23 protein-coding genes and 1 riboswitch are annotated in these 26,380 nt (G+C 71.8%); of the genes, 7 read left to right on the top strand and 16 right to left on the bottom strand.

Translation table 11 applies throughout. From position 1 onward, the window contains the following. Nucleotides 1–8: 8 nt before the first annotated feature. On the bottom strand, nt 9–1,130 hold the full coding sequence (locus DWB77_RS31345) for a hypothetical protein (RefSeq protein WP_120725314.1): 1,122 nt from the start codon (nt 1,128–1,130) through the stop codon (nt 9–11). 976 nt (nt 1,131–2,106) lie between these two features. After that, nucleotides 2,107–3,279: an acyl-CoA dehydrogenase family protein gene (locus DWB77_RS31335; protein ID WP_120725310.1), complete on the bottom strand. Its 1,173-nt coding sequence runs from the start codon at nt 3,277–3,279 to the stop codon at nt 2,107–2,109. Between the two features lie 369 nt (nt 3,280–3,648). Between DWB77_RS31335 and DWB77_RS31330 the strand changes: the two genes are divergently transcribed. Further along, nucleotides 3,649–4,935, top strand: a complete 1,287-nt coding sequence (locus tag DWB77_RS31330) for a glycoside hydrolase family 18 protein (RefSeq protein ID WP_120725309.1) — start codon at nt 3,649–3,651, stop codon at nt 4,933–4,935. Between the two features lie 57 nt (nt 4,936–4,992). Here the strand turns inward: DWB77_RS31330 and DWB77_RS31325 are convergent, their stop codons facing one another. Next, the gene (locus DWB77_RS31325; RefSeq protein WP_120725307.1) at nt 4,993–5,625 is read right to left on the bottom strand and encodes a TetR/AcrR family transcriptional regulator; all 633 of its coding nucleotides are present in this window, start codon (nt 5,623–5,625) and stop codon (nt 4,993–4,995) included. A 111-nt stretch (nt 5,626–5,736) separates the two neighbouring features. Between DWB77_RS31325 and DWB77_RS31320 the strand changes: the two genes are divergently transcribed. Both DWB77_RS31320 and DWB77_RS31315 read left to right on the top strand, forming a co-directional pair. After that, nucleotides 5,737–6,351, top strand: a complete 615-nt coding sequence (locus DWB77_RS31320; RefSeq protein WP_120725305.1) for a DUF6230 family protein — start codon at nt 5,737–5,739, stop codon at nt 6,349–6,351. 170 nt (nt 6,352–6,521) lie between these two features. After that, nucleotides 6,522–7,430: a DUF6114 domain-containing protein gene (locus DWB77_RS31315; protein ID WP_174248654.1), complete on the top strand. Its 909-nt coding sequence runs from the start codon at nt 6,522–6,524 to the stop codon at nt 7,428–7,430. A gap of 30 nt (nt 7,431–7,460) precedes the next feature. Here DWB77_RS31315 and DWB77_RS31310 read toward each other — a convergent pair whose 3' ends face one another. Together DWB77_RS31310 and DWB77_RS31305 are read right to left on the bottom strand one after the other, a co-directional pair. After that, nucleotides 7,461–7,625 carry an SCO1431 family membrane protein gene (locus DWB77_RS31310; RefSeq protein ID WP_120725303.1) on the bottom strand — a complete coding sequence of 55 codons (165 nt, stop codon included), beginning with the start codon at nt 7,623–7,625 and terminating at the stop codon, nt 7,461–7,463. 119 nt (nt 7,626–7,744) lie between these two features. Then, entirely contained in the window at nt 7,745–9,109 is a 1,365-nt protein-coding gene (locus tag DWB77_RS31305) for a peptidase C39 family protein (RefSeq protein ID WP_120725301.1), read from the bottom strand. A gap of 286 nt (nt 9,110–9,395) precedes the next feature. Here DWB77_RS31305 and DWB77_RS31300 point away from each other — a divergent pair, with 286 nt between their 5' ends. Further along, nucleotides 9,396–10,046 (top strand): uridine kinase family protein, encoded by a 651-nt coding sequence (locus DWB77_RS31300; RefSeq protein ID WP_120725299.1) that lies wholly within the window; start codon nt 9,396–9,398, stop codon nt 10,044–10,046. A 332-nt stretch (nt 10,047–10,378) separates the two neighbouring features. Continuing rightward, the gene (locus DWB77_RS31295; RefSeq protein ID WP_120725297.1) at nt 10,379–12,268 is read left to right on the top strand and encodes an AAA family ATPase; all 1,890 of its coding nucleotides are present in this window, start codon (nt 10,379–10,381) and stop codon (nt 12,266–12,268) included. On the opposite strand, the gene DWB77_RS31290 is transcribed toward DWB77_RS31295, so the two are convergent. The 10 genes from DWB77_RS31290 to ribD form a co-directional block, all read right to left on the bottom strand. After that, nucleotides 12,269–13,372 carry a hemolysin family protein gene (locus tag DWB77_RS31290; protein WP_120725295.1) on the bottom strand — a complete coding sequence of 368 codons (1,104 nt, stop codon included), beginning with the start codon at nt 13,370–13,372 and terminating at the stop codon, nt 12,269–12,271. Beyond that, the gene (locus tag DWB77_RS31285) at nt 13,369–14,706 is read right to left on the bottom strand and encodes a hemolysin family protein (protein ID WP_120725293.1); all 1,338 of its coding nucleotides are present in this window, start codon (nt 14,704–14,706) and stop codon (nt 13,369–13,371) included. Before DWB77_RS31285 ends, DWB77_RS31290 begins: the two co-directional genes overlap by 4 nt. A gap of 182 nt (nt 14,707–14,888) precedes the next feature. Next, the gene (locus DWB77_RS31280; RefSeq protein ID WP_120725291.1) at nt 14,889–15,368 is read right to left on the bottom strand and encodes a PH domain-containing protein; all 480 of its coding nucleotides are present in this window, start codon (nt 15,366–15,368) and stop codon (nt 14,889–14,891) included. Between the two features lie 52 nt (nt 15,369–15,420). Further along, nucleotides 15,421–16,278, bottom strand: a complete 858-nt coding sequence (gene hisG, locus DWB77_RS31275; RefSeq protein ID WP_120725289.1) for an ATP phosphoribosyltransferase — start codon at nt 16,276–16,278, stop codon at nt 15,421–15,423. A gap of 49 nt (nt 16,279–16,327) precedes the next feature. Next, entirely contained in the window at nt 16,328–16,609 is a 282-nt protein-coding gene (locus DWB77_RS31270) for a phosphoribosyl-ATP diphosphatase (protein ID WP_120725287.1), read from the bottom strand. Between the two features lie 35 nt (nt 16,610–16,644). Further along, the gene (gene ribH, locus DWB77_RS31265; RefSeq protein ID WP_120725285.1) at nt 16,645–17,130 is read right to left on the bottom strand and encodes a 6,7-dimethyl-8-ribityllumazine synthase; all 486 of its coding nucleotides are present in this window, start codon (nt 17,128–17,130) and stop codon (nt 16,645–16,647) included. 56 nt (nt 17,131–17,186) lie between these two features. Beyond that, on the bottom strand, nt 17,187–18,485 hold the full coding sequence (locus DWB77_RS31260) for a bifunctional 3,4-dihydroxy-2-butanone-4-phosphate synthase/GTP cyclohydrolase II (protein ID WP_120725283.1): 1,299 nt from the start codon (nt 18,483–18,485) through the stop codon (nt 17,187–17,189). Next, nucleotides 18,482–19,126: a nicotinamide riboside transporter PnuC gene (pnuC, locus tag DWB77_RS31255; RefSeq protein ID WP_120725281.1), complete on the bottom strand. Its 645-nt coding sequence runs from the start codon at nt 19,124–19,126 to the stop codon at nt 18,482–18,484. The genes DWB77_RS31260 and pnuC overlap by 4 nt, the downstream gene beginning before the upstream one ends. Nucleotides 19,127–19,131: 5 nt before the next feature. Further along, entirely contained in the window at nt 19,132–19,740 is a 609-nt protein-coding gene (locus DWB77_RS31250) for a riboflavin synthase (protein WP_120725279.1), read from the bottom strand. A gap of 2 nt (nt 19,741–19,742) precedes the next feature. Then, the gene (ribD, locus tag DWB77_RS31245; RefSeq protein ID WP_120725277.1) at nt 19,743–20,831 is read right to left on the bottom strand and encodes a bifunctional diaminohydroxyphosphoribosylaminopyrimidine deaminase/5-amino-6-(5-phosphoribosylamino)uracil reductase RibD; all 1,089 of its coding nucleotides are present in this window, start codon (nt 20,829–20,831) and stop codon (nt 19,743–19,745) included. A gap of 165 nt (nt 20,832–20,996) precedes the next feature. After that, nucleotides 20,997–21,127, bottom strand: a riboswitch (FMN riboswitch). Nucleotides 21,128–21,426: 299 nt separating this feature from the next. On the opposite strand from ribD, the gene DWB77_RS31240 reads away from it, so the two are divergent. Beyond that, nucleotides 21,427–23,790, top strand: coding sequence for a chitinase C-terminal domain-containing protein (locus DWB77_RS31240; RefSeq protein WP_120725275.1), 2,364 nt, complete (start codon nt 21,427–21,429; stop codon nt 23,788–23,790). Nucleotides 23,791–23,905: 115 nt separating this feature from the next. Here DWB77_RS31240 and DWB77_RS31235 read toward each other — a convergent pair whose 3' ends face one another. After that, the gene (locus tag DWB77_RS31235) at nt 23,906–25,045 is read right to left on the bottom strand and encodes an ROK family transcriptional regulator (RefSeq protein WP_120725273.1); all 1,140 of its coding nucleotides are present in this window, start codon (nt 25,043–25,045) and stop codon (nt 23,906–23,908) included. A gap of 122 nt (nt 25,046–25,167) precedes the next feature. Here DWB77_RS31235 and DWB77_RS31230 point away from each other — a divergent pair, with 122 nt between their 5' ends. Then, nucleotides 25,168–26,370 (top strand): MFS transporter, encoded by a 1,203-nt coding sequence (locus DWB77_RS31230; RefSeq protein ID WP_120725271.1) that lies wholly within the window; start codon nt 25,168–25,170, stop codon nt 26,368–26,370. Nucleotides 26,371–26,380 lie beyond the last annotated feature (10 nt).

Below are 26,380 nucleotides of genomic sequence, written 5' to 3'. Positions count from 1 at the left end.
GGCGGTCCTCAGGGGGCGACGGAGGTGTGGTCCACGAAGCCGCTGGGGTCGTGCCGGCCGAAGCTGCCGTGCTCGAAGATCCCGTACCCGGTCCGCCCGTCGAGGGTGAAGCGGGCCGCGTGGTCGGTGACTCCATAGGCGGCCATCGGGTGGGCGCGGGGGTCGGACAGGTCGTAGACCTGGCGGTCGGTCCAGCCGCGGCCCTGCCAGGTGCCGTGCTGCCAGCCGTCGGCGGGCGGGTATCCGGCGCCGACGGCCAGGGGCGAGGAGGCGAGGATCTCCACACCGAGTTCGAGGGGTTTACGGGCCTGGTCGGTGAGGTGGATGACGGCGCGCTCGGGGTGGCGGGTACCGGGGCGGTAGACGATGTCGGCCTGGGGCCAGCCGAGTTGGGCATCGGGGTGGCCCGCGCGCACGAGGGAGGCCTCGTTGAGGGTGCGGTAGCCGTCGGCGTCCTCCTGCACGACGACCATGACGAACCGGTCGTCGAACCGGGCCGGCACCCAGAGCCAGTGGAAGCCCTCGGTCCGGTACTCCTCGCCGCGCCCGGCCTCCTCGCCGGGGATCGGCCGCACCCCCCAACTGCGGTCGCGCGTCCCGGTCCACTCCCCCGCCGTGACGGGTATCTCCTCGCCGCCGACCCGGATCACGCCGGCGCAGTGCCCCGCCTGCACGAACCGCCGCCCCTCCAGGGTGAGGCGGTCGCCGCGGCGCTGCACGTGATGGGGTTCCCACAGCGCGGGGAAGTCGGCGTTCCAGACGATGTCGTACGAGAGTGAACTCGGGTCGTCCGGATCGGGAGCGCAGTGCAGGCCGAGGCGGCGCAGCGGGACGTCGACGGTGATCCGCAAGGGGCCGACGCTCAGGTTCATACGGTCGTCCGTGAGGGCGCCGGAGGCGCGGACGGCGTGCAGGCGCGCTCCCACGCGGAGGGTGGCGTACGCGTCGATCACCCCGGTGTTGGGGTAGACCCCGAGCCCCGCGATGAGGAGGGCTCGGCCCTGGTGGTCGAAGGCGTGGAAGATGCAGCGGTCGTAGGCGTTGCGGTCGCCGGTCGCGACGTGGGCCATCGAGAGGGGGGTCTGGTGGATGGGGTACTCGTCGAGGGGGATGGGGCGGGACGGGGGCATCTTTGACCTCCTGTCGGACGGAAACCTGACGGTACGTCAGATAGCCCCACCAATCCAGACCCAGCCCCAAGCCCCGGCCCCCAGGGGCGTTTGCCCACCCACCCGCCCGTGCAGCGGATCGAAGGGTTCGGCCAGCCCCCGGGCCCCTTTGCCCACCCACCCGCCCGTAGGCGCAGGGTTGAATGGCCAGGGCCTCCTGGGGCTCTGCCCCAGACCCCGTTCGCGCCTAAAGGGCGCTCGTCCTCAATCGCCGGACAGGCTGAGGCGGCCGATGCGGCCCAGCACCGAGCATTTAAGGGGCGCGGGGAACTGCGCGACCAGCCACACACGGCGTGCAGACGAAAGCGGGGTTTCCTGGGGCTCCGCCCCAGACCCTGTTCGCGCCTGAAGGGCGCTCGTCCTCAATCTCCCCCAAGGCCTTAAGGGCCAGGGGGGACCCCCATGACAGGCTGAGGCGGCCGATGCGGCCCAGCACCGAGTAGCTAGGGGCGCGGGGAACTGCGCGACCAGCCACCTGCGGCCCGCAGGCGAAAACGGGTTTTCAGGGGCGCGGGGAACTGCGCGAGAGGCGACCGCGGGCCGCGGGGGCAGGCGGGTTTCAGGGGCGTGGGGAACTGCGCGAGATGGCCCGCTCGCAGGGGGTGCGCGCCGGGGGGACCCTGGGGGCCGGGGGCAACCCCGTACAGACGGGCGATTCCGCCGAGGGGTGACCACCCCTCGGCGGCCCGCGTTGGCCCAACCATGAGCCCGCTTCATTCGACCGCCCCCGGCCGAGGACGCCGCCGCCGCACGCCGCCCGCCTCCACCGCACCCCCAGAGGAATCGGTTCTTCGGTACGCCGACACCGATCCGCCCATCTATCAGTCCCTGCTGCGCCACTGGGCGAGCCGGGGGCGGACCCTGCCGGGGCGCCGTGACCAGGAGTGGGCCCGGATCGTGGCGGCCCCGGTGTGGCCGGGGCGCGAGGCGGCGGGGCTCAGCGGGTCTCAGGACCCGCGAGGTGGCGGGCGATGACCATGCGCTGGATCTGGTTGGTGCCCTCGACGATCTGAAGGACCTTCGCCTCGCGCATGAAGCGCTCGACGGGGAAGTCCGCGGTGTAGCCGTAGCCGCCGAGGACCTGGACCGCGTCCGTGGTCACCTTCATCGCCGCGTCCGTACAGAACAGCTTGGCCATCGCGGCCTGACGGGAGAAGGGGCGCCCGGCGTCACGGAGCCGGGCCGCGGCCAGGTACAGCGCGCGGCCCGCCTCGATCTGGGTCGCCATGTCCGCGAGCATGAAGCGCAGGCCCTGGAAGTCGGCGATGGGCCGGCCGAACTGTCGACGGCCGGTGGCGTAGGCGAGCGCCTCGTCGAGGGCGGCCTGGGCGACGCCGATGGCGCAGGCCGCGATGCCGAGGCGGCCGGAGTCGAGGGCGGAGAGGGCGATCGCGAAGCCCTGGCCCTCCTCGCCGATGCGGCGGGCGTCGGGGACGCGTACGCCGTCGAAGTGGAGCTGGGCGGTGGGCGAGCCCTTCATGCCCATCTTCTTCTCGGGGGCGGCCGGGTTCAGCCCCGCCGCGTCGCCCGGCACGAGGAACGCCGTGATGCCGCGGGCGCCCTCGCCTCCGGTGCGGGCCAGCACGGTGTAGAAGTCGGCGATCCCGCCGTGGGTGATCCAGGCCTTGGTGCCGGTGATGACCCAGTCCGAGCCGTCCCGCACCGCCTTGGTGCGCAGCGACGCCGCGTCCGAGCCCGAGGCCGGCTCGGAGAGGCAGTACGCGCCGAGGAGGCCGCCGCCGAGCATGGCGGGCAGGTGCTCGGTCTGCTGTTCCTTGGTGCCGTAGCCCGCGAGCGCGTGGCAGGCCAGCGAGTGGACGCTCACGCCGAGGCCGACCGTGAGGCGGGCCGACGCGAGCTCTTCCAGCACCTGGAGGTAGACCTCGTAGGGCTGGTCGCCGCCGCCGAACGCGGAGTCGTAGGGAAGGCCGAGGAGGCCGGACTCGGAGAGCAGGGTGAAGATCTCGCGCGGGAAGTGCCCGGCGTCCTCCTGCTCCGCGGCCCGAGGCGCGATCTCCCGCTGGACGATGTCGCGCACGAGGGCGACAAGGTCCCGGGCCTCTTCGGTGGGCAGCTGTCGTTCCACCGGCTGTGGGGCACGGTCGGGCATGGCGCGCTCTCCTCCCTGTCGGGCGCTTCGGCGGACGCACGCGCAGGGTGTGGCGGCGCCGCCGGTGACTCTGCTCTACGGCCGATGCCTTCCCTTCCGGGTCACGGAAGTAGCAGGCGGGTGGCCGTGGCGCTGTGAGTATGCCCGATCGGACGCGTCCCGTCACTGGCCCCAAGATCACGATTTCCCCGGGCCGCGCGCCGGACGCCGGGCCGGGCGTCGCGCCGGAGTTGAGCGCTCCGGAATTGGTCCGAACCATTGACCGCACTGGTCTAGTCCTTCTAGCGTTCCCTCTGGCGCCTTAGTGCGTTCATGTCAAAGCAGTCGTGCCCCGCCCCCCTCTCTCCCCTTTCCCACGAGGAGATCACGATGCTCGGACCCCGTCCTTCGCTCCCCCACGCCCCCGGCTCCGGCCGAGCCGGGACCACCGGCCGCTTCAAGGCGCTCGTCGCCGCCGCGTGCACCGCCGCGCTCGGCGTGACCCTGCTCGCCGGTGCGGGCAGCGCCACCGCCTCCCCCGAACGAGCGGCCCCGGCCCCGCAGACCGCTGCGGCCGGCTCCAAGGTCGTCGGATACTTCACCGACTGGGGCGTCTACCAGCGCAATTACCACGTCAAGAACATCGAGACCTCCGGCTCGGCCGCGAAGCTGACCCACATCAACTACGCGTTCGGCAACGTCACCGGAGGCAAGTGCGCCATCGGCGACGCCTATGCCGACTACCAGAAGACCTATGACGCCGCCTCCAGCGTGGACGGCACCGCCGACACCTGGGACCAGCCGGTCGCGGGCAGCATCAACCAGCTGCGCGAGCTCAAGAAGAAGCACCCCGGGCTCAAGGTGCTGTGGTCGTTCGGCGGTTGGACCTGGTCCGGTGGGTTCGCCGACGCCGCGAAGAACCCGGCCGCGTTCGCCTCCTCCTGCTACGGCCTGGTCAAGGACCCGCGCTGGGCGGACGTCTTCGACGGCATCGACATCGACTGGGAGTACCCGAACACCTGCGGCCTGTCGTGCGACACCAGCGGACGCGCGGCCTTCAAGAACCTTCTGGCGGCGCTGCGTTCGAAGTTCGGCGGGTCCAGTCTGGTCACCGCGGCCATCACCGCCGATGCCTCGGCGGGCGGCAAGATGGACGCCACCGACTACGCGGGCGCGGCGAGTTACGTCGACTGGTACAACCCGATGACCTACGACTTCTTCGGCGCCTGGGCCGCCAAGGGCCCGACCGCCCCGCACTCCCCGCTGACCTCCTACAGCGGCATCCCCACCCAGGGCTTCACCACCGACGCGGCCATCCAGAAGCTGAAGGGCCTCGGCATCCCGTCGGGCAAGCTCCTGCTCGGCATCGGCTTCTACGGGCGCGGCTGGACCGGCGTGACGCAGAAGGCGCCCGGCGGCACGGCGACGGGGCCCGCGGCGGGCACGTACGAGCAGGGCATCGAGGACTACAAGGTGCTCAAGACCAAGTGCCCCGCCAACGGCACGGTCGCCGGCACCGCGTACGCCTACTGCGGCACCGACTGGTGGAGCTACGACACCCCGTCCACCATCGCCGGGAAGATGACCTACAAGAACAACCAGGGGCTCGGCGGCACCTTCGTGTGGGAGCTGAGCGGCGACACCACCAACGGTGAGCTCATCAAGTCCGTTCACTGATAAGGGAGTTGAGCCCGAGGGGCGGATGGCCGTGGGCCGTCCGCCCCTTCGGCGCGCCTAGGGACCGTCCGGCTCCGGCGAGGGGCAGGACGGCTCGAACTCCTCGATGGTGTCCAGGGTGCGCCGCAGCATCCGCACCAGCAGTTCGCGCACGGTGTCGCGGGAGGGCTCCAGGGCGCCCAGCCAGTCCAGGGTGACGCTCTCCACGCTGCCCAGCCAGCCGAGCAGCGCGAGACGCGCCAGGACGGGGATGTCCCGGGTGCCGTAGGCGCCCTCGGCGAGGGTGGCGATCAGTTCCTGGCGCACCGCGTCCCGGATCGCCTGCACCTGGGTGTCGAAGCCGACGCCGCCGGTGACGATCGTGCGGTACGCCGCCTGGTGGTGCTCGGCGTAGCGGAGGTAGCCGTCGATGGTGCGGTGGACGCGTTCGGCGCGGGGCAGGTCGGTGTCGCTCCCGGCGCGGGACACCAGATCGGCGACGGAGTCCTCGACGATGGCCAGGTAGTAGCCCCGCTTGGACTTGAAGTAGTAGTAGATCAGGCCCTTGGCGACTTTGGCGTGCTTGGCGATGTCGTCCATCGACAGCGCGTCATAGGAGGTGTCGGCGAACAACTTGCGGCCGGTTGCGATGAGTTCGGAGCGACGGACCTGGGATCTCTCGGTCGTACCGCCCTGTTGACTATTATTCAAATTCGGCCCTACTCTCCAACTGCCACAGGATGCCCGCAGTATGGCAGACCTGCGTGCGCACCCCCCTGCACCGCCTCTTCGAAGCTTCGCCGTCTCGTACGGGAGGATCAAGTGAGCGCAGCCGCACGGCCGTTGGCCGAGGGAAGAACAGCCTGGAAGAAGACGGCGGTCGTCGCGCTGCCGGCGGTCGTCGCGGTCGGGATCATGGCCCATGTGATGGCCGAGGGCGCGCTCGCCGCGTCGTTCGCGGTCTCCGGGACCAGCTTCCAGGTCTCGTCGGGGAAGCTGACCAGCTCGGGGCTGTCCTCGTTCGTCCAGACGGACAAGTCGATCGACGGGAAGGGCCACCCGGTGGCGCTGCTCGGCATCGGTGACGCCAAGCTCAGCGACATCTGCCAGTCGGCCGAGGTGGGCACCCCGGTGGGGACGGTCGTGTTCAAGCTGACGGCGGGCGGTGACGCGGGCGAGGTGACCGCGAGCAGTCTGGTCATCGACGGCGAGGACCTGGTCGGCGACGCCCGGTTCGGCACCGCCGAGATCGGCCGGGACGCCTCAACTCTGGACGCCGTCAAGGGAGTTCAGGGCGAGAAGGGCAAGTTCGGACTTCAGGCCGGGGACATCGAGGTCGCGGGCGTGCGGTCGCACGCCTGGTCGGCGACCGGCGGCAACTTCCGGCTGAAGGGGATGAAGGTCGATGTGAGCCTCGGCGGCAAGAAGTGCTTCTGAGACGTCTCGGCCTGCTGAGGATCCCTCGCACCGGCGCGACCCCCACGCCCCGGCCGCCGGTGCGAGTGCAGGGCGCTTCCCCGGCACCCGGCCCCGCCGGCCCCCGGCCGGAAGGCGAACAAGATCGCGCCCCCCGGGGCGGGCCCGCCGACGGCGAGAGCCGGCGCCCGGTGCGGTTCGGGTGGCTGGACGAACGGCTGCCGCTGCCCGATGCGCGGCGGACGCTGCGCGGCTGGCGGCGGACCCGGCCGTTCTGGGCGGGCCTGTTCCTGCTCCTCGGCGGCGTCGAACTGCTCGTGGTGCCGCTGTCGCCCCTGACCATCCTGGTCAGCCTCGGCCTCGGCGGCATAGCGGCGATCGGCATCGGTCTCGCGCTCGCCGTCGCCGGCCTCTTCCTCTGGTTCCTGCCGCACACCCGCCACTATGTGTCCATCAACGCGCTGATCCTTTCGGTGCTCTCGTTCGCGGCCACCAACCTGGGCGGGTTCCTGATCGGGATGGCCCTCGGCATCACGGGCAGCGCGATGGGCTTCGCCTGGACGCCCCACGAGGAGGCGGGCCCCCGGGTGGCGGGCGTCCGCACCCAGCGCACCCTGGCCGCCGCCCTGCCCGTGGCCCTGCTCGTCACGCTCGGCGGGCGCCCCGCGGAGCAGCCGTCGGAGCCTCGCGGGATCACCGCCCCGGCCGTACCGCCCACGGTCACCACGACCCGCTTCTCGCCCCACGGCTTCCTGCTGGCGGGCGTGACGACCGTGCCGACCGCGCGCGGACCCCGCAAGGCCATGGTCCTGAGGATGACCTCGGCCTCGCTCACCGACTACCGCCTCCACACCCGGGACGGACACGACGAACTGGCCCTCGGCGCACGCTCGTTGGACCTGAAAGGACGGGTGACGCTCTATCTCACCAAGTTCAGCGGCTGCCTCGAAGGGCTGCTCTGCGTCACCTTCGACCCCGACACGCTTCCGGTGCCGCCGGTCGTCCCGCCGTTCGTCTTCATGACCGATGTGACGGCCGAACAGGCCCTGGTCACCTCGGACTCGATCACCGCGAACGGGCTGACCCTCGGGGCCTCGTGATCCAGGTCCCGCCGCTCGGCACCCGCGCTGCTACAGCAGGCCGGTCTGGGTGACCAGCATGGCGATGACCACCACGAGCGTCCAGCCCAGGACGTGTTCGAGGATCTTGGGGCCGACGTCCTTGGGGCCGCCGGTGCGGGCGCGGAGCTCGGCCAGGGCGCGCGGGTCGTCGAGGGTGGTGGCAGGCAGGGTCATGTGAACTCACTCGGTCGTGTGGCGGTGCACGGTCCCCCCGCTGACCGTTCCACAGTGCCAGCGGACCGGGCCCCCGGGGTAGAGACGTTCATCACTGCCCCGGGGCGGCGGCCGTCCGCTCAGCGGATGCCGACGGCCGCGAGGGCCTTGCGCTGCTTGGGCGAGGGGTGTGCGGGCCAGTACAGGTAGCAGATGCCTCCTGTGCCGGACGCCACGTTTCCGCTCGCGTTGTGGCGCTTGGTCCGCAGCCAGATGTTCTCGAATTCGCGCCGGCGGTAGACGCGGCGCACGGCCGGGTCGTCCGGCGCGGCCGGGTCGTGGGCGATCACGTCGCCGTCCTCGGTGAAGCCGATCACCGTCATGAGGTGCCCCGAGGTCCCGTACCCCGCGCCGGTCAGCTCGGACGCCAGGAAGGACTGGGACGTTATGGCCGGGATGCCGGCCCGGACCAGCGTCTCCACGTCGTTCAGCGAGCCCAGCCTCGTCACCACGGCGCTCAGCTCCCGGTAGGTGGCGGCGTAGGCGGCGTTGAACGGCCAGTTGCCGCAGCCCTTGTACTGGTAGTCGTACGTCTGGCGGGCGGCCTGGCAGACCTGCGGGTCACGGTAGGAGGGGTCGACCCACGCGAGGTCGGCCGGGTCCGGCTCGCGCCCCCAGTGCTCGATGATCATCTGCGAGGAGGTGGGGCTGCACCAGGCCTCGCCGCCGTTGTCGTACTGCGGGTACTGCCCCTTGTGGATCTCCTGCGAGTAGCTCGGCACCTCCAGCTCGCCCGCGTAGGCGGGGGTCGAGGCGTCCACCGTGAAGCGGTCCGGGATGTCGGAGGCCATCGCGCCGAGCCGCCACACGGTCGGCGTGAGCCGGCTGCCCAGGGGCCGGTAAAGGGTGACCCGCAGCCGATAGGAGGCGAGGCGCAGGCCACCGGCCGGGGCGTCGATGGCGAAGGTGTCCGTCGAGATGGAGCTTCTGCCGTCGCCCTGGCCGTCGACGGAGGTGCGCCGGATGTCGTCCTCGCCGTCGCCCGCCGTCCAGCGGCCCATGACGTACGCCGGGGTGGCGGAGCCGTCGCTGTACGTGCCGAGCAGTTCGATCTGGATCCAGGTGCCGGCCGGGGTGTGCGCGTTCCAGTGGGCGACGGCCTCGGTGGCGGGGACCGCGCAGTGGTGCTCGGGCGAGGTCCAGCTCGCGTACTCCCAGGTGGCGGTCTTGTTGGTGTGCGGGTCGGTGTAGACGGTGGTTCCGGCGGGGTGGGCGATGACGATGCCGGGGCGCGGGCCCCCTTCGGCACGCACCCCGTTCGCGGTGCCGGAGCGCCACTGGGCGTGCGACGTCCAGGCCTGGTTGTCCACGAGCTGCTGGCCCTGCTTCGGTCGGGAGGCGCCGCCCACGGCGGCCGCCGGTCCGCCGGACGCGGTCACGACGGCACCCGCCGCGACGGCGACGGCCGCGGCGAGGACGGTTCTGCGGGGGGTGGAGCTGGTCACGGTGAGGACCCCCAGTCGGTCACGGATGGGGTGGCGAGTGCACGACAGCGGGCCAACTATCCCGGGTCGCGACCCCCTTCGGCCAGTGATTCGGCGCGCGCCCCGCCGCCAATATTGGTCTCCTCCACTGGCATGACCTGGCCGGAGGGCGGCCGGATCCGGGCAGCCCCCGCGATCGCGGCCGCGCGCGGGCCAGGGCGCGCCGCGCGCCTCGGCACCGGGTACGGTCGAACCCCTCCCCGGGCTCGGCCCGGGGCCCCTCCCCCGCACCACCAGGCAGGACGCGATGACCAGCACGCCCCCCTCCGGCGCCGCCGTGACCGAACTGGCCGCCCTGCTACGGGAGTTGCCGCCGTCCTGCGGCCCGGTGCGGCTGATCGGGGTGGACGGGCACGCGGGTTCCGGCAAATCGACGTTCGCGGCCCGGCTCGCGGGGGCCCTCGGCGGGGCGCCGGTGCTGCACCTGGACGATCTCGCCACCCATGAGGAGTTCTTCGGCTGGACGCGGCGACTGCGGCTCCAGGTGCTCGACCCATTGGAACGCGGGGAGGCGGCCCGGTACGACCCGTACGACTGGGAGGAGCGGCGCTTCGGGGACCCGCGCGTCCTTAAGCCGGCGCCGGTGGTCCTCGTCGAGGGCGTCGGCGCCGGCCGGCGTGCCCTGCGCCCGGCGCTCGCCCTGCTCGTCTGGATGGAACGCGACGCGGCGGACTCCTGGGTACGGGGCCGGGACCGGGACGGAATCGGACTCTCCGCCTTCTGGGACGACTGGACGCAGGCGGAGGTACGCCATTTCACCGAGGACCCGTCGAGACCTTTCGCCGACGCCCTGGTGCACCAGGTGCCAGAGGGATACGAGTGGCTCCCGGGGCCCCGTGCGACAGCCCGTACGACCCATTTGCTCACCGAGCGTGACGACCTCACCCCACCGCCCTGAAGAGTCGCAAAACAGCCCCTGAAGTGCTTCAACTCCGCTTGACCCGGGGGCCATACAGGTCTTACGTTCTCAATGTGCGGCTTTCCGAAGCCGCCGCGGACGCGAAGCCCCCGGTTGTTCCCCCGTGATCGGGGGCTTCGTTCTGCCTTTCCTCCCCCTTTGAGCCCGCGATCCAGGCCGTCATGCTCACCCTGGGTCACCGTCGGAGCCCCTCCCCTGCCCCCTTCGGCAGCGGCCTTTCCGCAGGTACGATGCACATCGGTGCGGTCAACTCCCGTCAATTCCGTTGTGCGAATGGGCGGTTCAGCACGGGGCACGGTGTGGGGGACGTGATGGACTTCGGCACTACGGGCGCACACGCCCCGGCCGATCTCGCCTGGCTGCGCGGTGTGGACGCGTACACCATGGGCGCGTATCCGCAGGCCGAGGAGGAGTTCCGCACCGCGGTGCGGCTCGACCCCGCCATGGCGGACGGCTGGCTCGGGCTGCACGCCCTGCGCGTGGACACCACCACCGCGCTGCTGCGCATGTACCGCCATCGCGAACGCTTCGGCGAACAGCGGGCGGCCCACCGCAGGACCCTCAACTCCTGGTACTGGCTTGGCTGGTGGGTGCAGCCCGTCCTGGAGAGCCCGCGCGACCTGCTGCTCGCCCATGCCTCGCACTGGCTGGACGGCCGCCATGTCCCGGAGCTCGACCGGGCGTTGGCGGGACTGCCACCCGTCGACACCGATCCTCAGGTGCGTTTCCTGCACGCCTGCCGGGCCTATCTGGTCAAGGACTGGGACCAACTGGTGCGCCACACCGAGCCGTTGGTCGACGATCCGCTGCTCGGCATCGAGGCCGGCCTGTTCGGCGGGATGGCACGGGTCCGTCTGGAGATGTTCGGCCAGGCCGAACCGCTGCTCTCGGCCGCCCTGATGCGCTGCCGCAGCGAACAGCCGCAGCGCAAGGAGCTGCGCTACTGGCTGGCCCGCGCCCACGAGGGCACCGGGCGCTCGGCCGCGGCGCTGCCCCTGTACCGGGCGGTGCACCGGGTCGATCCGGCGTTCATGGACACCTCGGCCCGGCTCGCCGCCATCACCGAGAACGACGGGTACGACGGCTCGGACGACTCCGGCGACCTCGCCGCGGTCGCCCTCTCCGGCTTCGGCGACACCGTGGAGGCGGAGGCCGAGTCCGCCCTCGGGCCCGATCCGTCCGAAGGGCGCGAGCTGCGCCTGGGCGGCGAACCGCAGCCGCCGCTCACCGGTCCCCCGGCGCGCGACGGCGCCCGGGACAAGCCGGGCGTCCCGGCGCAGCTCGCTCCCCCGCCGTTCCCGGCCGGCCCCACCGACTCCGTCCTGCTCGCCGAGGCCTTGGCGGAGCTGGAGCGGATGGTGGGGCTCGAACCGGTCAAGCGTCAGGTGAAGGCGCTGTCGGCGCAGCTCAACATGGCGCGGCTCAGGGCCAGTCAGGGGTTACCGGTCCAGCCGCCGAAGCGTCACTTCGTCTTCTCGGGCCCCTCGGGCACCGGCAAGACCACCGTGGCCCGCATCCTGGGCCGGGTGTTCTACGCGCTCGGACTGCTCGGCGGCGACCATCTGGTGGAGGCCCAACGGGCGGACCTGGTGGGCGAGTTCCTCGGCCAGACGGCCGTCAAGGCCAACGAGCTGATCGACTCGGCGCTCGGCGGGGTGCTCTTCGTCGACGAGGCGTACTCGCTCTCCAACTCGGGCTACAGCAAGGGCGACGCCTACGGCGACGAGGCGCTCCAGGTGCTCCTCAAACGCGCCGAGGACAACCGGGACCACCTGGTGGTCATCCTCGCCGGATACCCCGAGGGCATGGACCGTCTGCTCGCCACCAACCCGGGCCTGTCCTCGCGTTTCACCACCCGCGTCGACTTCCCCTCCTACCGCCCCCTTGAGCTGACCTCGATCGGCGAGGTGCTCGCCGCCGAGAACGGCGACGCGTGGGACGAGGAGGCGCTGGAGGAGCTGCGCTCGATCAGCGGCCACGTCGTCGACCAGGGCTGGATCGACGAGCTGGGCAACGGCCGCTTCCTGCGCACCCTGTACGAGAAGAGCTGCGCCTACCGGGACCTGAGGCTGTCGATGTATCCGACGACGCCGACCCGTGACGATCTGGCGACCCTGCGCCTGCCGGATCTGATGCAAGCCTACGGAGAGGTCCTTTCGGGTCGCGGCCCCACTCGCCGCGACCCTCAGGAACCGCTCTAGCTAGCCGGCCAGCGCCTGCTGGGCCTGTTCGCCGCGCTGCTCGGCGAGGCGGGCCGGCGGGGCCGGCTCCTCGCGGTGGGCGGGGTCGCGGACCTCGCCCACCAGCTTTTCCAGGACGTCCTCCAGGGCGACCAGGCCGAGCACCCGGCCGGAGCCGTCGGTGACCTGGGCGAGGTGGGTGGCGGCGCGGCGCATCACCGTCAGGGCGTCGTCCAGGGGCAGCTCGGCCCGCAAGGTGGTGAGCGGACGCCACAGCTGCTGCGGCACCGCGCGCTCCCGCTCCTCCACGTCGAGTACGTCCTTGACGTGGAGGAACCCCATGAAGGCACCCTGGGCGCCGCCCTCCGCGCACACCGGGAAGCGGGAGTAGCCGGTGCGTACCGTCAGCTCCTCCAGCTCCCTGGGGGTCACCGAGGAGCCGACCGTCACCAAGGATGCCCGGTCGAGCAGGACGTCGGTCACCGGCAGGCTGCCCAGTTCCAGGGCGTCCTCCAGGCGCTCCTGGGCCTCGGGTTCCAGGAGTCCGGCCTGGCCGGAGTCCTCGACGAGGCGGCCGAGCTGGACGCTGGTGAAGACCGCCTCCACCTCGTCCTTGGGCTCGACCCGGAACAGCTTCAGCACGAGCCGCGCGCAGGCGCCGAGCGCGACGGTCACCGGCTTGCAGACCCGGGCGAAGGCGACCAGGCCCGGGCTGAACCAGAGCGCCGTCTTCTCGGGCGCGGCCATCGCCAGGTTCTTGGGCACCATCTCGCCGATGACCAGGTGGAGCGAGACCACCAGGGCCAGCGCGATGACATAGCCGAGCGGGTGGACGAGCCCCTCGGGGATCCGGGCGACCTGGAAGAGGGGTTCCAGGAGCCGGGCCACGGTCGGCTCGGCGACCGCGCCGAGCGTCAACGAGCAGACGGTGATGCCGAATTGGGCCGCCGCCATCATCTGCGGCAGGTTCTCCAGGCCGTGCAGCACCTGGCGGGCCCGCTTGGAGGCCGCGGCCAGCGGTTCGATCTGGCTGCGGCGCACGGAGACGAGGGCGAACTCGGCGCCGACGAAGAATCCGTTGGCGAGCACGAGCAGCAGCGCGAACAGGAGTTGGAGCACGCTCATCGGACCGCCTCCGCCACCGGCGCGTCGGCCGACCGCACGAAGCGGACCCGTTCCGCGCGGTACCGCTCGACCCGGCGGACCTGGATGCGCCAGCCGGGCAGCTCGACGCGGTCGCCGGGAACCGGGATGCGGCCGAGCAGGTCCGCGACGAGACCGGCGACGGTCTCGTAGGGGCCTTCGGGCGCGTCCAGGCCTATCCGGCCGAGCGAGAGGACCCGGCAGCTGCCGTCGGCCTCCCAGGCGGGCCTGCCGTCCTCGCCCGCCACCACGGCGAGCTCCGGCCGGGCGGCGTCCGCGCCGTCGTGCTCGTCGCGGACCTCGCCGACGAGCTCCTCGATGATGTCCTCCAGGGTCACCACGCCGGCCGTGCCCCCGTACTCGTCGACGACGACGGCTATCGGCTGTTCGCTGCGCAGCCGCCCCAACAGCTGCTGCACGGGCAGCGTCTGGGGAACGAGCAGCGGCTGCACGGCGATCAGGCCGACCGCGGTGCGCAGCCGCTCGGCCGGCCGTACGGCGAGCGCGTCCTTGAGGTGGACCATGCCGACGACCTCGTCGATGCGCTCCCGGTAGACCGGGAAGCGGGACAGTCCGGTGGCCCGGGTGAGGTTGAGGACGTCGGCGGCGGTCGCCGTGGTCTGCAAGGCGCTGACCTTGACGCGCGGGGTCATCACGTTCTCGGCCGTGAGGTGGCCGAGCGAGAGGGTCCGTACGAAGAGGTCGGCGGTGTCCTGTTCCAGGGTTCCGGCCCGCGCCGAGTGCTTGACCAGGGAGACCAGCTCACCGGGGGTGCGGGCGGAGGCCAGCTCGTCGGCGGGCTCCACGCCGAGCGCCCGCACCAGGCGGTTGGCGACGGTGTTGAGCAGCGCGATGACCGGGCGGAACAGCCGCGAGAAGCGGTCCTGCGGCCCGGCCACGAAGCGGGCCACCTGGAGCGGCTTGGAGACCGCCCAGTTCTTCGGTACGAGTTCGCCGACCACCATCTGGACGGCGGCGGCGAGCAGCATGCCGAGGACGACGCTGATGCCGGAGACGGCGCCGGCCGGGAGGCCGGTGGCCCCGATCGGCCCGTCGAGCAGATCGGCGAGGGCGGGCTCGGCGAGCATGCCCACGACGAGTGAGGTGATGGTGATGCCGAGCTGGGTGCCGGAGAGCTGGAAGGACAGCTCGCGCAGGGCGCGCACCACGGCGCCGGCCCTGCGGTCGCCCTCGGCGGCGGCGCGCTCGGCGTCCGGCCGGTCGACGGTGACCAGGCCGAACTCGGCCGCCACGAAGAAGCCGTTGGCGAGGATGAGAAGGAATGCCGCCAGGAGCGGCACAAGCGTGATGGTCATGCCGCCGCCTCCTGGGAGGGGGCGGCGCACGTACTACCGGACGATCCGTCCATTGCTGGAGGGAGTCACTCCTCGGGTCGTAGGTTCCCCGCGGCCGATGGTGCGGGCCGGTGTGCGGGGCGGGGCGCCCCGGGCGCCCCCGACATCAGGGTAATCAAGATGGTGGCGGGCGGGGCAGGGGCTCAGCCGGTGTCGCCGGGCGCGGCGGGGCCGGCGCCGTGGACGCCGTGCGCCTCGGCGAGCGCGCGCAGCGCCCTGGCGTCCCGGATGGCCCGGGCCTTGCCGCTGCCGGGCTGGATGCCGAGGGCGGGCAGGCTGGTGCCGTCGCTGAGGTCGAGGAAGACCCAGGGGTCGCCGTGGCGCAGGTTCACCCGCAGGATCTCCGCCCAGGCGAGCCGGCGCCGAGCGGTGAGGTTGACCACGGTGACGCCCGCGTCGTCGGCGACGATCTTGGGCCTGCTCAGCAGCACCAGCACCCCGGCGAACAGGGCGGCCGTCAGGATGAAGCTGGCCCGCTCGCCCCCGCTCAGGGTCTCCAGGAGCAGCGACATCACCGTCATCGCGACGAAGAGGGCGGCGGCGCTGGTCAGCAGGACGGCCCGGGTGACGGTCGGCCTGAACGTGACCGGCAGGACGGGCGGTTGGGGCACGGGGGCGGACACGGTGTCGTTCGCTTTCGTCGCTGTCGTCTTCGTCGCTGGCGTGGGCCGGGTGTCAGAGGCGGCAGGCGTGGATGGCCGTGGTGAGGATCGCGCGGGCGCCCAGGGCGTACAAGTCGTCCATGACGCGCTGGGAGTCCTTGGCGGGGACCATGGAGCGGACGGCGACCCAGCCCTCGTTGTGCAGGGGCGAGATCGTGGGCGACTCCAGGCCCGGGGTGAGCGCGACCGCCCGCTCCAGGTGCTCGGCACGGCAGTCGTAGTCCATCATCACGTAGCTGCGGGCGACCAGGACGCCCTGGAGGCGGCGCAGGAACTGCTCGATCTTGAGCTGGACCGCGGGGTCGGGCTCGGCGCCGGTGCGGCGGATGACCGCCGCCTCGGACTTCATGATCGGGTCGCCGAAGACCTCCAGGCCCGCGTTGCGCAGCGAGGTGCCGGTCTCGACGACGTCCGCGATGACCTGGGCGACGCCCAGCTCGATCGCGGTCTCAACGGCGCCGTCGAGGTGCACCACGGAGGCGTTCACGCCGGCTTCGGCGAGGTGCTTGGCGACGATGCCCTCATAGGAGGTGGCGATGGTCTTGCCCGCCAGGTCCTCGATGCCGGATACGGTGCCGGGCTTGGCCGCGAAGCGGAAGGTGGAGCGGGCGAAGCCGAGCGGCAGGATCACCTCGGCGTCGGCACCGGAGTCGATCAGGAGGTCCTGGCCGGTGATGCCGATGTCGAGCTTGCCCGCGGACACGTAGATCGCGATGTCCTTGGGGCGCAGGTAGAAGAACTCGACCTCGTTGACGGGGTCGACGAGGACGAGCTCCTTCGACTCCTTGCGCATCTGGTAGCCGGCCTCATGGAGCATCGCCGACGCAGGCCCGGAGAGTGAACCCTTGTTGGGGACGGCGATGCGCAGCATGAGGTCGGCTTCCTTCGGTGCGGAGGGGGTGGTGACGGGACGGGCTGGCTCAGAGGTGGGCGTAGACGTCGTCGAGGGAGATGCCGCGCGCCACCATCATCACCTGGACGTGGTAGAGCAGCTGGGAGATCTCCTCGGCGGCGGCTTCCTTGCTCTCGTACTCGGCGGCCATCCAGACTTCGGCGGCCTCCTCGACGACCTTCTTGCCGATGGCATGCACGCCCTTGCCCACCAGTTCCGCGGTGCGGGAGGTGGACGGGTCGCCGCCGGCGGCCTTGAGCTGGAGCTCGGTGAAGAGCTCTTCGAAGCTCTTGGAGGGTTTGTTCGCCATGATGCTTCTCAGGGTAAGGGGTGGCTTCGGGTCGCTCAGCGCCAGGGTTCGCTGACGGTGCGCAGCGTGGCCGCGGTGGCGACGGCGGCGGTGACCGCTTCGTGCCCCTTGTCCTCGTTCGACCCTTCGAGGCCGGCCCGGTCCAGGGCCTGCTCCTCGGTGTCGCAGGTCAGCACGCCGAAGCCGACGGGTACGCCGGTGTCCACGGTGACCTGGGTGAGGCCAAGGGTGACACCCTGGCACACGTACTCGAAGTGCGGGGTGCCGCCCCTGATCACGACGCCGAGCGCGACGATCGCATCGTAGCCGCGGCCCGCGAGCACCTTCGCCACGACCGGCAGTTCGAAGCTGCCCGGGACGCGCAGCAGCGTCGGCTCGTCGATGCCGAGCTCGTGCAGGGCGCGCAGGGCGCCGTCGACGAGTCCGTCCATCACCTTCTCGTGCCACTGTGCCGCCACCACGGCGACACGGAGGTCTCCGCAGTTGCGTACGGACAGTTCGGGTGCGCCCTTGCCACTCACGTGCTCTCCTTCAGGTGTTCTCGGTCTTGCTGAGCTGTGCGGTCTTCCGCGTTCGGTTACTGGTTGCCGCAGGCCGACATGGGGGACGGGGCCCCCTCGAGCCACGGCAGGTCGTGTCCCATCCGGTCCCGCTTGGTGCGCAGGTAGCGCAGGTTGTGCTCGCCCGCCTGGATGGGCATGGGCTCGCGGCCCGACACGGTCAGGCCGTACCGGACGAGCGCCGTGATCTTGTCGGGGTTGTTGGTCATCAGCCGCAGGCTGTGGACGCCGAGGTCGGCGAGGATCTGGGCGCCGGCCGCGTAGTCGCGGGCGTCGGCGGGCAGGCCGAGCTCCAGGTTGGCGTCGAGGGTGTCGCGGCCGCGCTCCTGGAGTTCGTACGCGCGCAGCTTGGACAGCAGGCCGATGCCGCGCCCCTCGTGGCCGCGCAGATAGACCACGACGCCGCGGCCCGCCTCGGTGATGCGCTGCATGGAGGCGTGGAGCTGGGGACCGCAGTCGCAGCGCAGGGAGCCGAAGATGTCGCCGGTCAGGCACTCGGAGTGGACCCGGACCAGGACGTCCTCGCCGTCGCCGATCTCGCCGTGGACCAGCGCCACGTGCTCGACGCCGTCGACGGTCGAGCGGTAGCCGTAGGCGGTGAACTCACCTGCGGCGGTGGGCAGTTGGACCTCGGCCTCGCGGCGCACGGTCGGCTCGGCGGAGCGGCGGTAGGCGATCAGGTCCTCGATGGAGATGATCGTGAGGCCGTGCTTGCGGGCGAAGGGGATGAGTTCGGGCAGGCGCAGCATGACGCCGTCCTCGCCCGCGATCTCGACGATGGCGCCGGCCGGCGCGAGTCCGGCGAGCCGGGCGAGGTCGACCGCGGCCTCGGTGTGGCCGTTGCGCACGAGCACGCCGCCGGGCTTGGCGCGCAGCGGGAAGATGTGGCCGGGACGGACGAAGTCGCCGGGCGCGGAGCGGCCGTCGGCGAGCAGCCGCAGCGTGGTGGCGCGGTCGGCGGCCGAGATGCCGGTGCTCACCCCGTGCGCGGCGCTCGCGTCCACGGAGACGGTGAAGGCGGTCTTCATCGACTCGGTGTTGTGGTCGACCATCTGCGGCAGTTCGAGCCGGTCGAGGTCGTCGCCCTCCATGGGCGCGCAGATCAGGCCGCGGCACTCGCTCATCATGAACGCGATGATCTCGGGGGTCGCCATCTCGGCGGCGATCACGAGGTCGCCCTCGTTCTCGCGGTCCTCGTCGTCGACGACGACCACGGGCCGCCCGGCCGCGATGTCGCGGACGGCCTGCTCGACGGGGTCGAGGGAGAGGTCCTCGCGGTTGTCGGTGGAGTACCAGGTGGGTGCGTGCGTGGTCATGCCGTCGCTCCTTCCAGGACGGGCTTGACGCTCAGACGCGAGCGCAGCCACCAGTCGCGCAGGCCCCACAGGACGAGCGCGCCGTAAATGACGTAGACGAAGCCGGAGAAGGCGTAGCCGTTGGCGAAGTTGAGGGGGACGCCGACGACGTCGACGAGCAGCCAGGCGAACCAGAACTCGACCATGCCGCGGGCCTGGGCATACATGGCGACGACGGTGCCGACGAAGACATAGGCGTCGGGCCACGGGTCCCACGACAGGGCGGGGTAGGCGGTGAACAGGCCGGCGACGGCGACCGTGCCGAGCGCGGCGCCGCCGAGCAGGAAGGCCCGCTCGCGCCAGGTCGCGAACCGTACGGCGATGGAGCCGTCCTGCGCCTGCTGCCTGCCGCGCGTCCAGGCGAGCCAGCCGCCGGCCGCCACCACCATCACCACGACCTGCTTGCCCGCGCTGCCCGAGAGGTGTCCGGCGGCGAAGGCCACGAACAGGATGAGACCGGAGACGAACTGGGCGGGCCAGGTCCATATCGACCGGCGCCAGCCGAGCGCCAGGGCGATCAGGCCGATCGTGTTGCCGATCATGTCGGACCACTTGATGTGCTGGTCGAGGACCGTGAAGGCCTCGCCGTTCAGCCAGTTCACTGCGCTCACTTGTCGTTCCCCCCGTGGCTCGCGCCGAGCAGTCGCTCGACGTACTTGGCGATGACGTCGACCTCGAGGTTGACCGGGTCGCCGGGCTGCTTGATGCCGAGCGTGGTCAGCGCGAGGGTGGTCGGGATGAGGCTGATGGTGAAGTAGTCGGCGGCGGCCTCCACGACCGTGAGGCTGACGCCGTCCACGGTGATGGAGCCCTTCTCCACGACGTACTTGGAGAGCTCCCCGGGCAGGGCGATCTTGACGATCTCCCAGTTCTCCGAGGGGGTGCGGGCGAGCACCGTGCCGGTGCCGTCGACATGGCCCTGCACGATGTGGCCGCCGAGCCGGCCGCCGACGGCCATGGGCCGCTCCAGGTTGACCCGGGAGCCGACCTCCAGGGCGCCGAGGCTGGAGCGCTTCAGCGTCTCGTCCATGACGTCGGCGGTGAACTCGCCGTCGCCGAACTCCACGACCGTCAGACACACCCCGTTGACGGCGATCGAGTCGCCGTGGCCGGCGCCCTCGGTGACGAGGGGGCCGCGCAGACGGAAGCGAGAGGCGTCACCGAGGGTCTCGATGGCGGTGACCTCGCCCAGCTCTTCGACGATTCCGGTGAACACGTTCAGCTCTCCTTGGCGAGAGGGGTGGCGGTGATGCGCAGGTCGGGGCCGATGCGTACGGCCTCGGTGAGGTCGAGGCGCAGCGCATCGGCGATGGTGGGGATGCCCGCTCCGGCGAGCGCCGCGGGCCCCGCGCCGAGCAGGGCGGGCGCGAGGTAGCCGACGACCCGGTCCACGGCGCCCGCGGCGACGAAGGCGCCGGCCAGCGTCGGCCCGCCTTCGAGGAGTACGGAGCGCACGCCCCGGGTGTGCAGGGCGGCGAGCAGGGCCGGGATGTCCAGGCCGGTGGCGGCGCGCGGCACGCGCAGGACGGCGGCTTCGGGCAGATGGCCGGCGTCGGCGTCCTCGGCGACCGCGATGAGGGTGGGCGCCGCGTCGTCGAGGATGCGGGCGCCGGGCTTGACGGCGGTGGCGTTGGTGTCAACTGCCAGGCGCAGCGGCTGAGTTGCCCCTTCGACGCCTCGGACCGCGAGGTGCGGATCGTCGGTGCGCACGGTGCCGGAGCCCACGACGACGGCGTCGCATTCGGCGCGCAGCCGGTGGACGTCGGCGCGGGAGTCGGCGGAGGTGATCCAGCGGCTGGTGCCGTCCTCGGCTGCCGTCCTGCCGTCGAGGGTGGCGGCGTACTTCCAGGTGACGTGCGGGCGGCCCAGGCGTACCGAGGTGAGCCAGGCGGCGTTGCCGGCCTCCGCCTCGGCGCCGAGCAGTCCCTGCTCGACGTGGATCCCGGCCGCGCGCAGGGTGTCGGCGCCGCCGGTGGCCTGCGGGTTCGGGTCGCCCACCGCGTAGTGGACCCGGGTGATGCCCGCCTCGATGAGGGCCTGGGCACAGGGGCCGGTGCGGCCGGTGTGGTTGCAGGGTTCGAGGGTGACGTACGCGGTGCCGCCCCGGGCGCGCTCACCGGCGTCGGCGAGGGCGTGGACCTCGGCGTGCGGGCCGCCGGCCCGCTGGTGGAAGCCCTCGCCCACGACGGTGCCCGAGGCGTCGGTGATGACGCATCCGACGACCGGGTTGGGGCTGGTGGAGCCGAGTCCGCGCGCGGCGAGCTCGATGGCTCGGCGCATGGCGTCCGCGTCGGCTGTGGGTGCCACCGGGTCCTCCTGCCTCTTCGGGCACGGACTCCGGGGCCTGTCGATGACGACAGAGAGCGGGAAAACAGACCATCGCGCACAGCTCACGCCACGGCCGAAAGAGACCGGTGCCACGGAGGGCGACCGGTAACAGACGGCCGGCGCGACCGTGGAACGGTCCGCCCGCCGCGCACTGCCTCCCATCCGGACTTTCACCGTCGGTCCAGGAATTTCACCTGGTCAACCGGCCGCTGGATGCGGACGGGTCGCGGACTATAACCGCCGGTTCGGAATTACACCGACCCCGGAGTGCGCTGCTGCTGGTACAGGGCCAGTGTGCCACGCCCGGCCGAAGGCCATGTGAGCGAGTGGATGTGGCCTGGCTCACAGAACGGCCGGATTCGAGCGCCGCACCATCGGGAGTCCGCCGCGCCGCGAGCGCGGGCCGGGCGCCGGCCGTTTCGCTTTGGTCCATACCTATTGACGCACTGGTCTAGTCCTTTTAATCTCTGCGTCACCTCCGAGGAGAGGCCCGCCGGTGTGCGCACACCGGGGCCGTGCACGACCACCGCCTTGTTCGTTGCGTTCCGCCCGACCTCCCAGGAGGAACCCGCTCGTGTTCTCCCCCACCCGCAGACGCACCGTGCTGCTCACGACCGCCACCGCGGTCGCCGGGCTGCTGTTCGGCGCGCTGTCCACCGGCGTCTCCCAGGCCGCCGTCGACAACGAGGCCTGTCGACCCGACGGCCTGTACAAGACCCCGGGCGTCGACGTCCCGTACTGCTCGGTGTACGACACCGAGGGCCGCGAGAAGATGGGCGCCGACCACCAGCGCCGTGTCATCGGCTACTTCACCGGCTGGCGCACCGGCCAGGACGGCACGCCCGCCTACCTCGCCTCCGACATCCCGTGGGACAAGGTCACCCACGTCAACTACGCCTTCGCGCACGCCGGTTCGGACAACAAGGTCTCGGTCGGCTCCGACAGCGAGAAGAACGCCGCGACCGGCATGACCTGGCCGGGCGTCGCGGGCGCCGAGATGGACCCGGCACTCCCCTACAAGGGCCATTTCAACCTGCTCAACAAGTTCAAGAAGCAGCACCCGAACGTCAAGACCCTGATCTCCGTGGGCGGTTGGGCCGAGACCGGCGGCTACTTCGGCGACGACGGCAAGCGCGTCGGCTCCGGCGGTTTCTACTCCATGGCCACCAACGCGGACGGCTCCGTCAACCAGGCGGGCATCGACACGTTCGCCGACTCGGCGGTCGCCTTCATCAAGAAGTACGGCTTCAACGGCGTCGACATCGACTACGAGTACCCGACGACGATGAAGGACGCGGGCAATCCGCTCGACCTGACCCTCTCCAACGCGCGGCGGGCGGGTCTCGTCAAGGGCTACGCGGCGCTGATGAAGTCGCTGCGCGAGAAGCTCGACCGCGCGGGGGCGGCCGACGCCAAGCACTATCTGCTCTCCGTCGCGGCGCCGTCGTCGGGCTATCTGCTGCGCGGCATGGAGACCTTCCAGGTCCAGCAGTACCTGGACTACGTCAACATCATGTCCTACGACCTGCACGGCGCCTGGAACCAGTACGTGGGCCCCAACGCCTCCCTCTTCGACGACGGCAAGGACCCCGAACTCGCCTCCGCGGGCGTCTACTCCACCTCCCAGTACGGCGGGATCGGCTATCTCAACGCCGACTGGGCGTATCACTACTTCCGCGGCTCCATGCCGGCCGGCCGCATCAACATGGGGCTGCCGTACTACACCCGCGGATTCCAGAACGTGCAGGGCGGCACCAACGGGCTGTGGGGCAAGGCGCCCTCGACCACCTGCCCGGCGGGCGCGGGCCTGACCACCTGCGGTGACGGCGCGGTCGGCGTCGACAACCTCTGGCACGACCTGGACACGAACGGCAAGGAGGCCCCGGCGGGCTCCAACCCGATGTGGCACGCCAAGAACCTGGAGAAGGGGATCGTCGGCGACTACGTCACGAAGTACGGTCTGCCCGCCGACACCAAGCTGACCGGCAGCTACGTCCGCAACTACGACGCGACGCTGGTCGCGCCCTGGCTGTGGAACGACCGGAAGAAGGTCTTCCTGTCCACCGAGGACGAGCAGTCGGTGAACGCCAAGGCCGACTACGTGGTCGACAAGGGCATCGGCGGCACCATGGTCTGGGAGCTGGCCGGGGACTACCAGTGGAACGCGGCCAAGGGCCAGTACCAGCAGGGCTCGACCCTGACGAGTGCGATGTACGACAAGTTCAAGTCGGCCACCCCGTACGGCAACCGGCGCTCCACCATCGCCCTGCCCGGCCAGGCGCTGAACATCGGCGTGGACTTCGGGCAGTTCCCGCTCGGCGACTCCAACTACCCCATCAGCCCCAAGGTGACGCTCACCAACAACACCACGGCGACGCTGCCCGGTGGCACGGAGTTCCAGTTCGACTACGGCACCTCCGCCCCCGCCAACGCCAAGGACCAGTCCGGGTTCGGCACCACGATCGTGCGCAGCGACCACACCGCTGCCAACAACATCGGCGGGCTCAAGGGCGACTACAACCGCGTCTCGCTGAAGCTGCCGAGCTGGCAGTCGCTCGCCCCGGGCGCCTCGGTCACCCTCGACTTCGTCTACTACCTGCCGGTTTCCACCCCCTCGAACTGGACGGTGACCTTCGGTGGCAAGACCTACGCACTGGCCGGCGACCACACCCGGGGCGCCGTCGTGAGCGACCCGGGCACCTCCTCGCCCACTCCGACGCCGACCCCGACGCCCTCGGGCGCGACCGGCCCCTCGCCGTCCCCCACGCCCTCGGGCGGCACCTGCTCGGCGCCCCTGTGGTCGGCGGGTTCGGCGTACGGCGGCGGCACGAGCGTCTCGTACAAGTCGCACACCTGGAAGTCCAAGTGGTGGACGAAGGGCGAGGAACCGGGTACTACCGGTGACTGGGGAGTCTGGCAGGACCTCGGTCCCTGCTGAGGCGGCTCCCCGCCCAGACGCCCGGCGGCGGTCTCCCGGCCCTTGGCCGCCGTCGGGCTCCAGGACCTGACGACACGTCACGAGAGCCTGACACGTCGTCAAGTCCCTTGTTTTCTCAGGCCTTCGGTCCGAAGAGTTCGTCCTGGGCGGCGTCCCGCGCGGTGAGCAGCGCGCCGCTCAGGACCGCGCCGTCGCCGAGCGCGCTCGGCCGGACCTCCGTGGCGAGCGGCGTGAGGGCGGACAGGGCGCGCCGTACCCGGGACGCCAGCAACTGGCCACCCGCGTGGCCGAGTTCACCGCCGAGCACGATCAGACCGGGGTCGAGCACCGCGACCACGCTCGCGGCCCCGATCGCGAGCCGCTCGGCCAGCGCGTCGAGGAAGGGCCCGTCGGCGTCGCGGACGGCCTCCTCGGCGCCACCAGGCCTCCCGTACTCGGCGGCGAGGCGGGCCACCGCGCCCGCGTGCGCCAGCTCGTGGAAGCCGCCGTCGCAGCCGGTCGCGGAGGGCAGCCCGCTGGTGCCCGGCACCGGCATGAAGCCGATCTCGCCCGCGCCGCCCGAGGCACCCCTGCGCACTTCGCCGTCCAGGACGACGGCCGCGCCGATGCCCTGACCCAGCCACATCAGCACGAAGGTGTCCTGCCCGCGGGCCGCGCCGAGCCGCTGCTCGGCCACGGCGGCCAGATTGGTCTCGTTCTCGACGAGTACGGCGGCCGGCAGCCGCTGGGCCAGGACGCGGACGAGCTCACGGTGCCAGGCGGGCAGCCCGCTGGTGTCGCGCAGCTCCCCGCTCGCCGGGTCGATGAGGCCGGGGGCGCCGACCGCCACGCTGTGCAGCCGCTCGGCGCCCGCCTCCTTCGCGGTGCGCTCGAGCAGGGCGACGACCTGCTCCACGGCGGGGCCGGTCCCGGCGTCCGGCTCGACGGGCAGCGTCGCCTCGGCCAGGGTTTGTCCCAGCAGATCGGCGACGACCAGACAGACGCCGTGGGTGCGCACGTCCAGGGCGGCGAGGTGCGCACGGTCGGCGACGAGGGCGTACAGACGCGCGTTGGGACCGCGCCGCTCGGCGCCCGACTCCCCCACGACATGGACCAGGCCGGAGCCCTGGAGGCGCTCGACGAGGTCGGCGACGGTGGGCCGGGAGAGCCCGGTGAGGGTCTTCAACTGGCCTGCCGTCAACGGCCCCTCGTCCTGCAACAGGCGCAGGGCGAGCCGGTCGTTGATGGCCCGGGCGGTGCTCGGGGATGCGGGCATGCGGGGATCCTTCCAGATCACCGAAGACGGGTTGCGGTCCCTTCCATTCATCAGGCAGGGTTCCTGATAGTTTACGGCCCGGCGGTGGGGAAGCCGCCGCACCCAGGGAGGGAACCCGGTCGATGGCAGCCGAACTGGCTCTGGAGCAACGGCAGTTGAGGCGGGCGCGGATCGCGGTCGCCGCGGTGTTCTGTGTGCACGGGGCGGTGACCGGCAACTTCGCCACCCGGGTCCCCTGGATCCAGGAGCACGCCGGGGTCTCGGCGGGGCAGCTCGGGCTGGCCCTCGCCTTCCCGGCGATCGGCTCGTCCCTGCTGATGCCGCTGACCGGGGCGATCAGCCATCGGTTCGGCGCGCGCGGCGCGCTGCGCGTACTGCTCGCCCTGTGGACGCTGGCCCTGGCGCTGCCGGCGCTCGCCCCGAACGTCTACACCCTGTGCGCGGTGCTCTTCGCCTACGGCGCGAGCGCCGGCATGGCGGACGTGGCGATGAACGCGCTGGGCGTGGAGACCGAGAACCGGCTCGGTCGCTCGATCATGTCCTCGCTGCACGGCATGTGGAGCGTGGGTGCGCTCATCGGCTCGGCGGCGGGCACCCTGGCCGCACACCTCGGGGCTGACGCCCGGCTGCACCACGCGATCGCGGCCGGCGTGCTGACCCTGCTCGGCCTCGTCGCCTGTCAGGGCGTACTCGATCTGCGCAGCGCCCCCGGTGAGGCGCCGCCGCCCCGGTTCGCGCTGCCGCCCAGGTCGGCGCTGCTCATCGGCCTGGTGGGGTTCTGCGCGGTGTTCGCGGAGGGCGCGAGCCTGGACTGGTCGGCGGTCTATCTGCGCGATGTGCTCGACACCTCGGCCGGTACGGCGGCGGCCTGCACCACGGCGTTCACGCTGACGATGGCGGTGGCCCGGCTCGCCGGCGACAAGGGCGTGGACCGCTTCGGTGCCGTACGCACGGTCCGCGCCGGCGGGGTCCTCGCCACCCTGGGCGGGGTGCTCGTGGTGATCGCGCCGGGTGCCGCCGTGGCGATGGCGGGGTTCGCTCTGCTGGGTCTGGGCGTGGCGGTCGTGGTGCCGCTCGCGTTCGCGGCGGCGGGCCGCAGCGGACCCAACCCGAGCCAGGCCATCGCGGGCGTCGCGACCATCACCTACACCTCGGGCCTGGTCGCGCCGTCCGCGATCGGCACCATCGCCGACCTCACCTCCCTGGTGGTGTCGTTCGGCCTGGTCACCGTGTTGGCGCTCGGCCTGGTGGTGGGGGCGCGGGTGCTGCGGACGGGCCCCGGCCCCCAGGAGAAGGCGGCCCCGGCGCCGGCCCGTCAAACCTGAACCGGCACCG

Origin of the sequence: Streptomyces hundungensis, assembly GCF_003627815.1 — a bacterium.
In the GTDB taxonomy this organism is placed as follows: Bacteria; Actinomycetota; Actinomycetes; order Streptomycetales; family Streptomycetaceae; genus Streptomyces; species Streptomyces hundungensis_A.
This window is presented reverse-complemented; position numbering and strand designations above follow the sequence as displayed.

What these genes read in the sequence shown, in the direction of transcription:
- DWB77_RS31235 (WP_120725273.1), bottom strand. Translation starts at nt 25,045, where the DNA reads ATGCCCGCATCCCCGAGCACCGCCCGGGCCATCAACGACCGGCTCGCC.
- DWB77_RS31260 (WP_120725283.1), bottom strand. Translation starts at nt 18,485, where the DNA reads ATGACCACGCACGCACCCACCTGGTACTCCACCGACAACCGCGAGGAC.
- DWB77_RS31295 (WP_120725297.1), top strand. Translation starts at nt 10,379, where the DNA reads ATGGACTTCGGCACTACGGGCGCACACGCCCCGGCCGATCTCGCCTGG.
- DWB77_RS31300 (WP_120725299.1), top strand. Translation starts at nt 9,396, where the DNA reads ATGACCAGCACGCCCCCCTCCGGCGCCGCCGTGACCGAACTGGCCGCC.
- DWB77_RS31310 (WP_120725303.1), bottom strand. Translation starts at nt 7,625, where the DNA reads ATGACCCTGCCTGCCACCACCCTCGACGACCCGCGCGCCCTGGCCGAG.
- DWB77_RS31290 (WP_120725295.1), bottom strand. Translation starts at nt 13,372, where the DNA reads ATGAGCGTGCTCCAACTCCTGTTCGCGCTGCTGCTCGTGCTCGCCAAC.
- DWB77_RS31345 (WP_120725314.1), bottom strand. Translation starts at nt 1,130, where the DNA reads ATGCCCCCGTCCCGCCCCATCCCCCTCGACGAGTACCCCATCCACCAG.
- DWB77_RS31270 (WP_120725287.1), bottom strand. Translation starts at nt 16,609, where the DNA reads ATGGCGAACAAACCCTCCAAGAGCTTCGAAGAGCTCTTCACCGAGCTC.
- DWB77_RS31335 (WP_120725310.1), bottom strand. Translation starts at nt 3,279, where the DNA reads ATGCCCGACCGTGCCCCACAGCCGGTGGAACGACAGCTGCCCACCGAA.
- hisG (WP_120725289.1), bottom strand. Translation starts at nt 16,278, where the DNA reads ATGCTGCGCATCGCCGTCCCCAACAAGGGTTCACTCTCCGGGCCTGCG.
- DWB77_RS31285 (WP_120725293.1), bottom strand. Translation starts at nt 14,706, where the DNA reads ATGACCATCACGCTTGTGCCGCTCCTGGCGGCATTCCTTCTCATCCTC.
- DWB77_RS31230 (WP_120725271.1), top strand. Translation starts at nt 25,168, where the DNA reads ATGGCAGCCGAACTGGCTCTGGAGCAACGGCAGTTGAGGCGGGCGCGG.
- DWB77_RS31330 (WP_120725309.1), top strand. Translation starts at nt 3,649, where the DNA reads ATGCTCGGACCCCGTCCTTCGCTCCCCCACGCCCCCGGCTCCGGCCGA.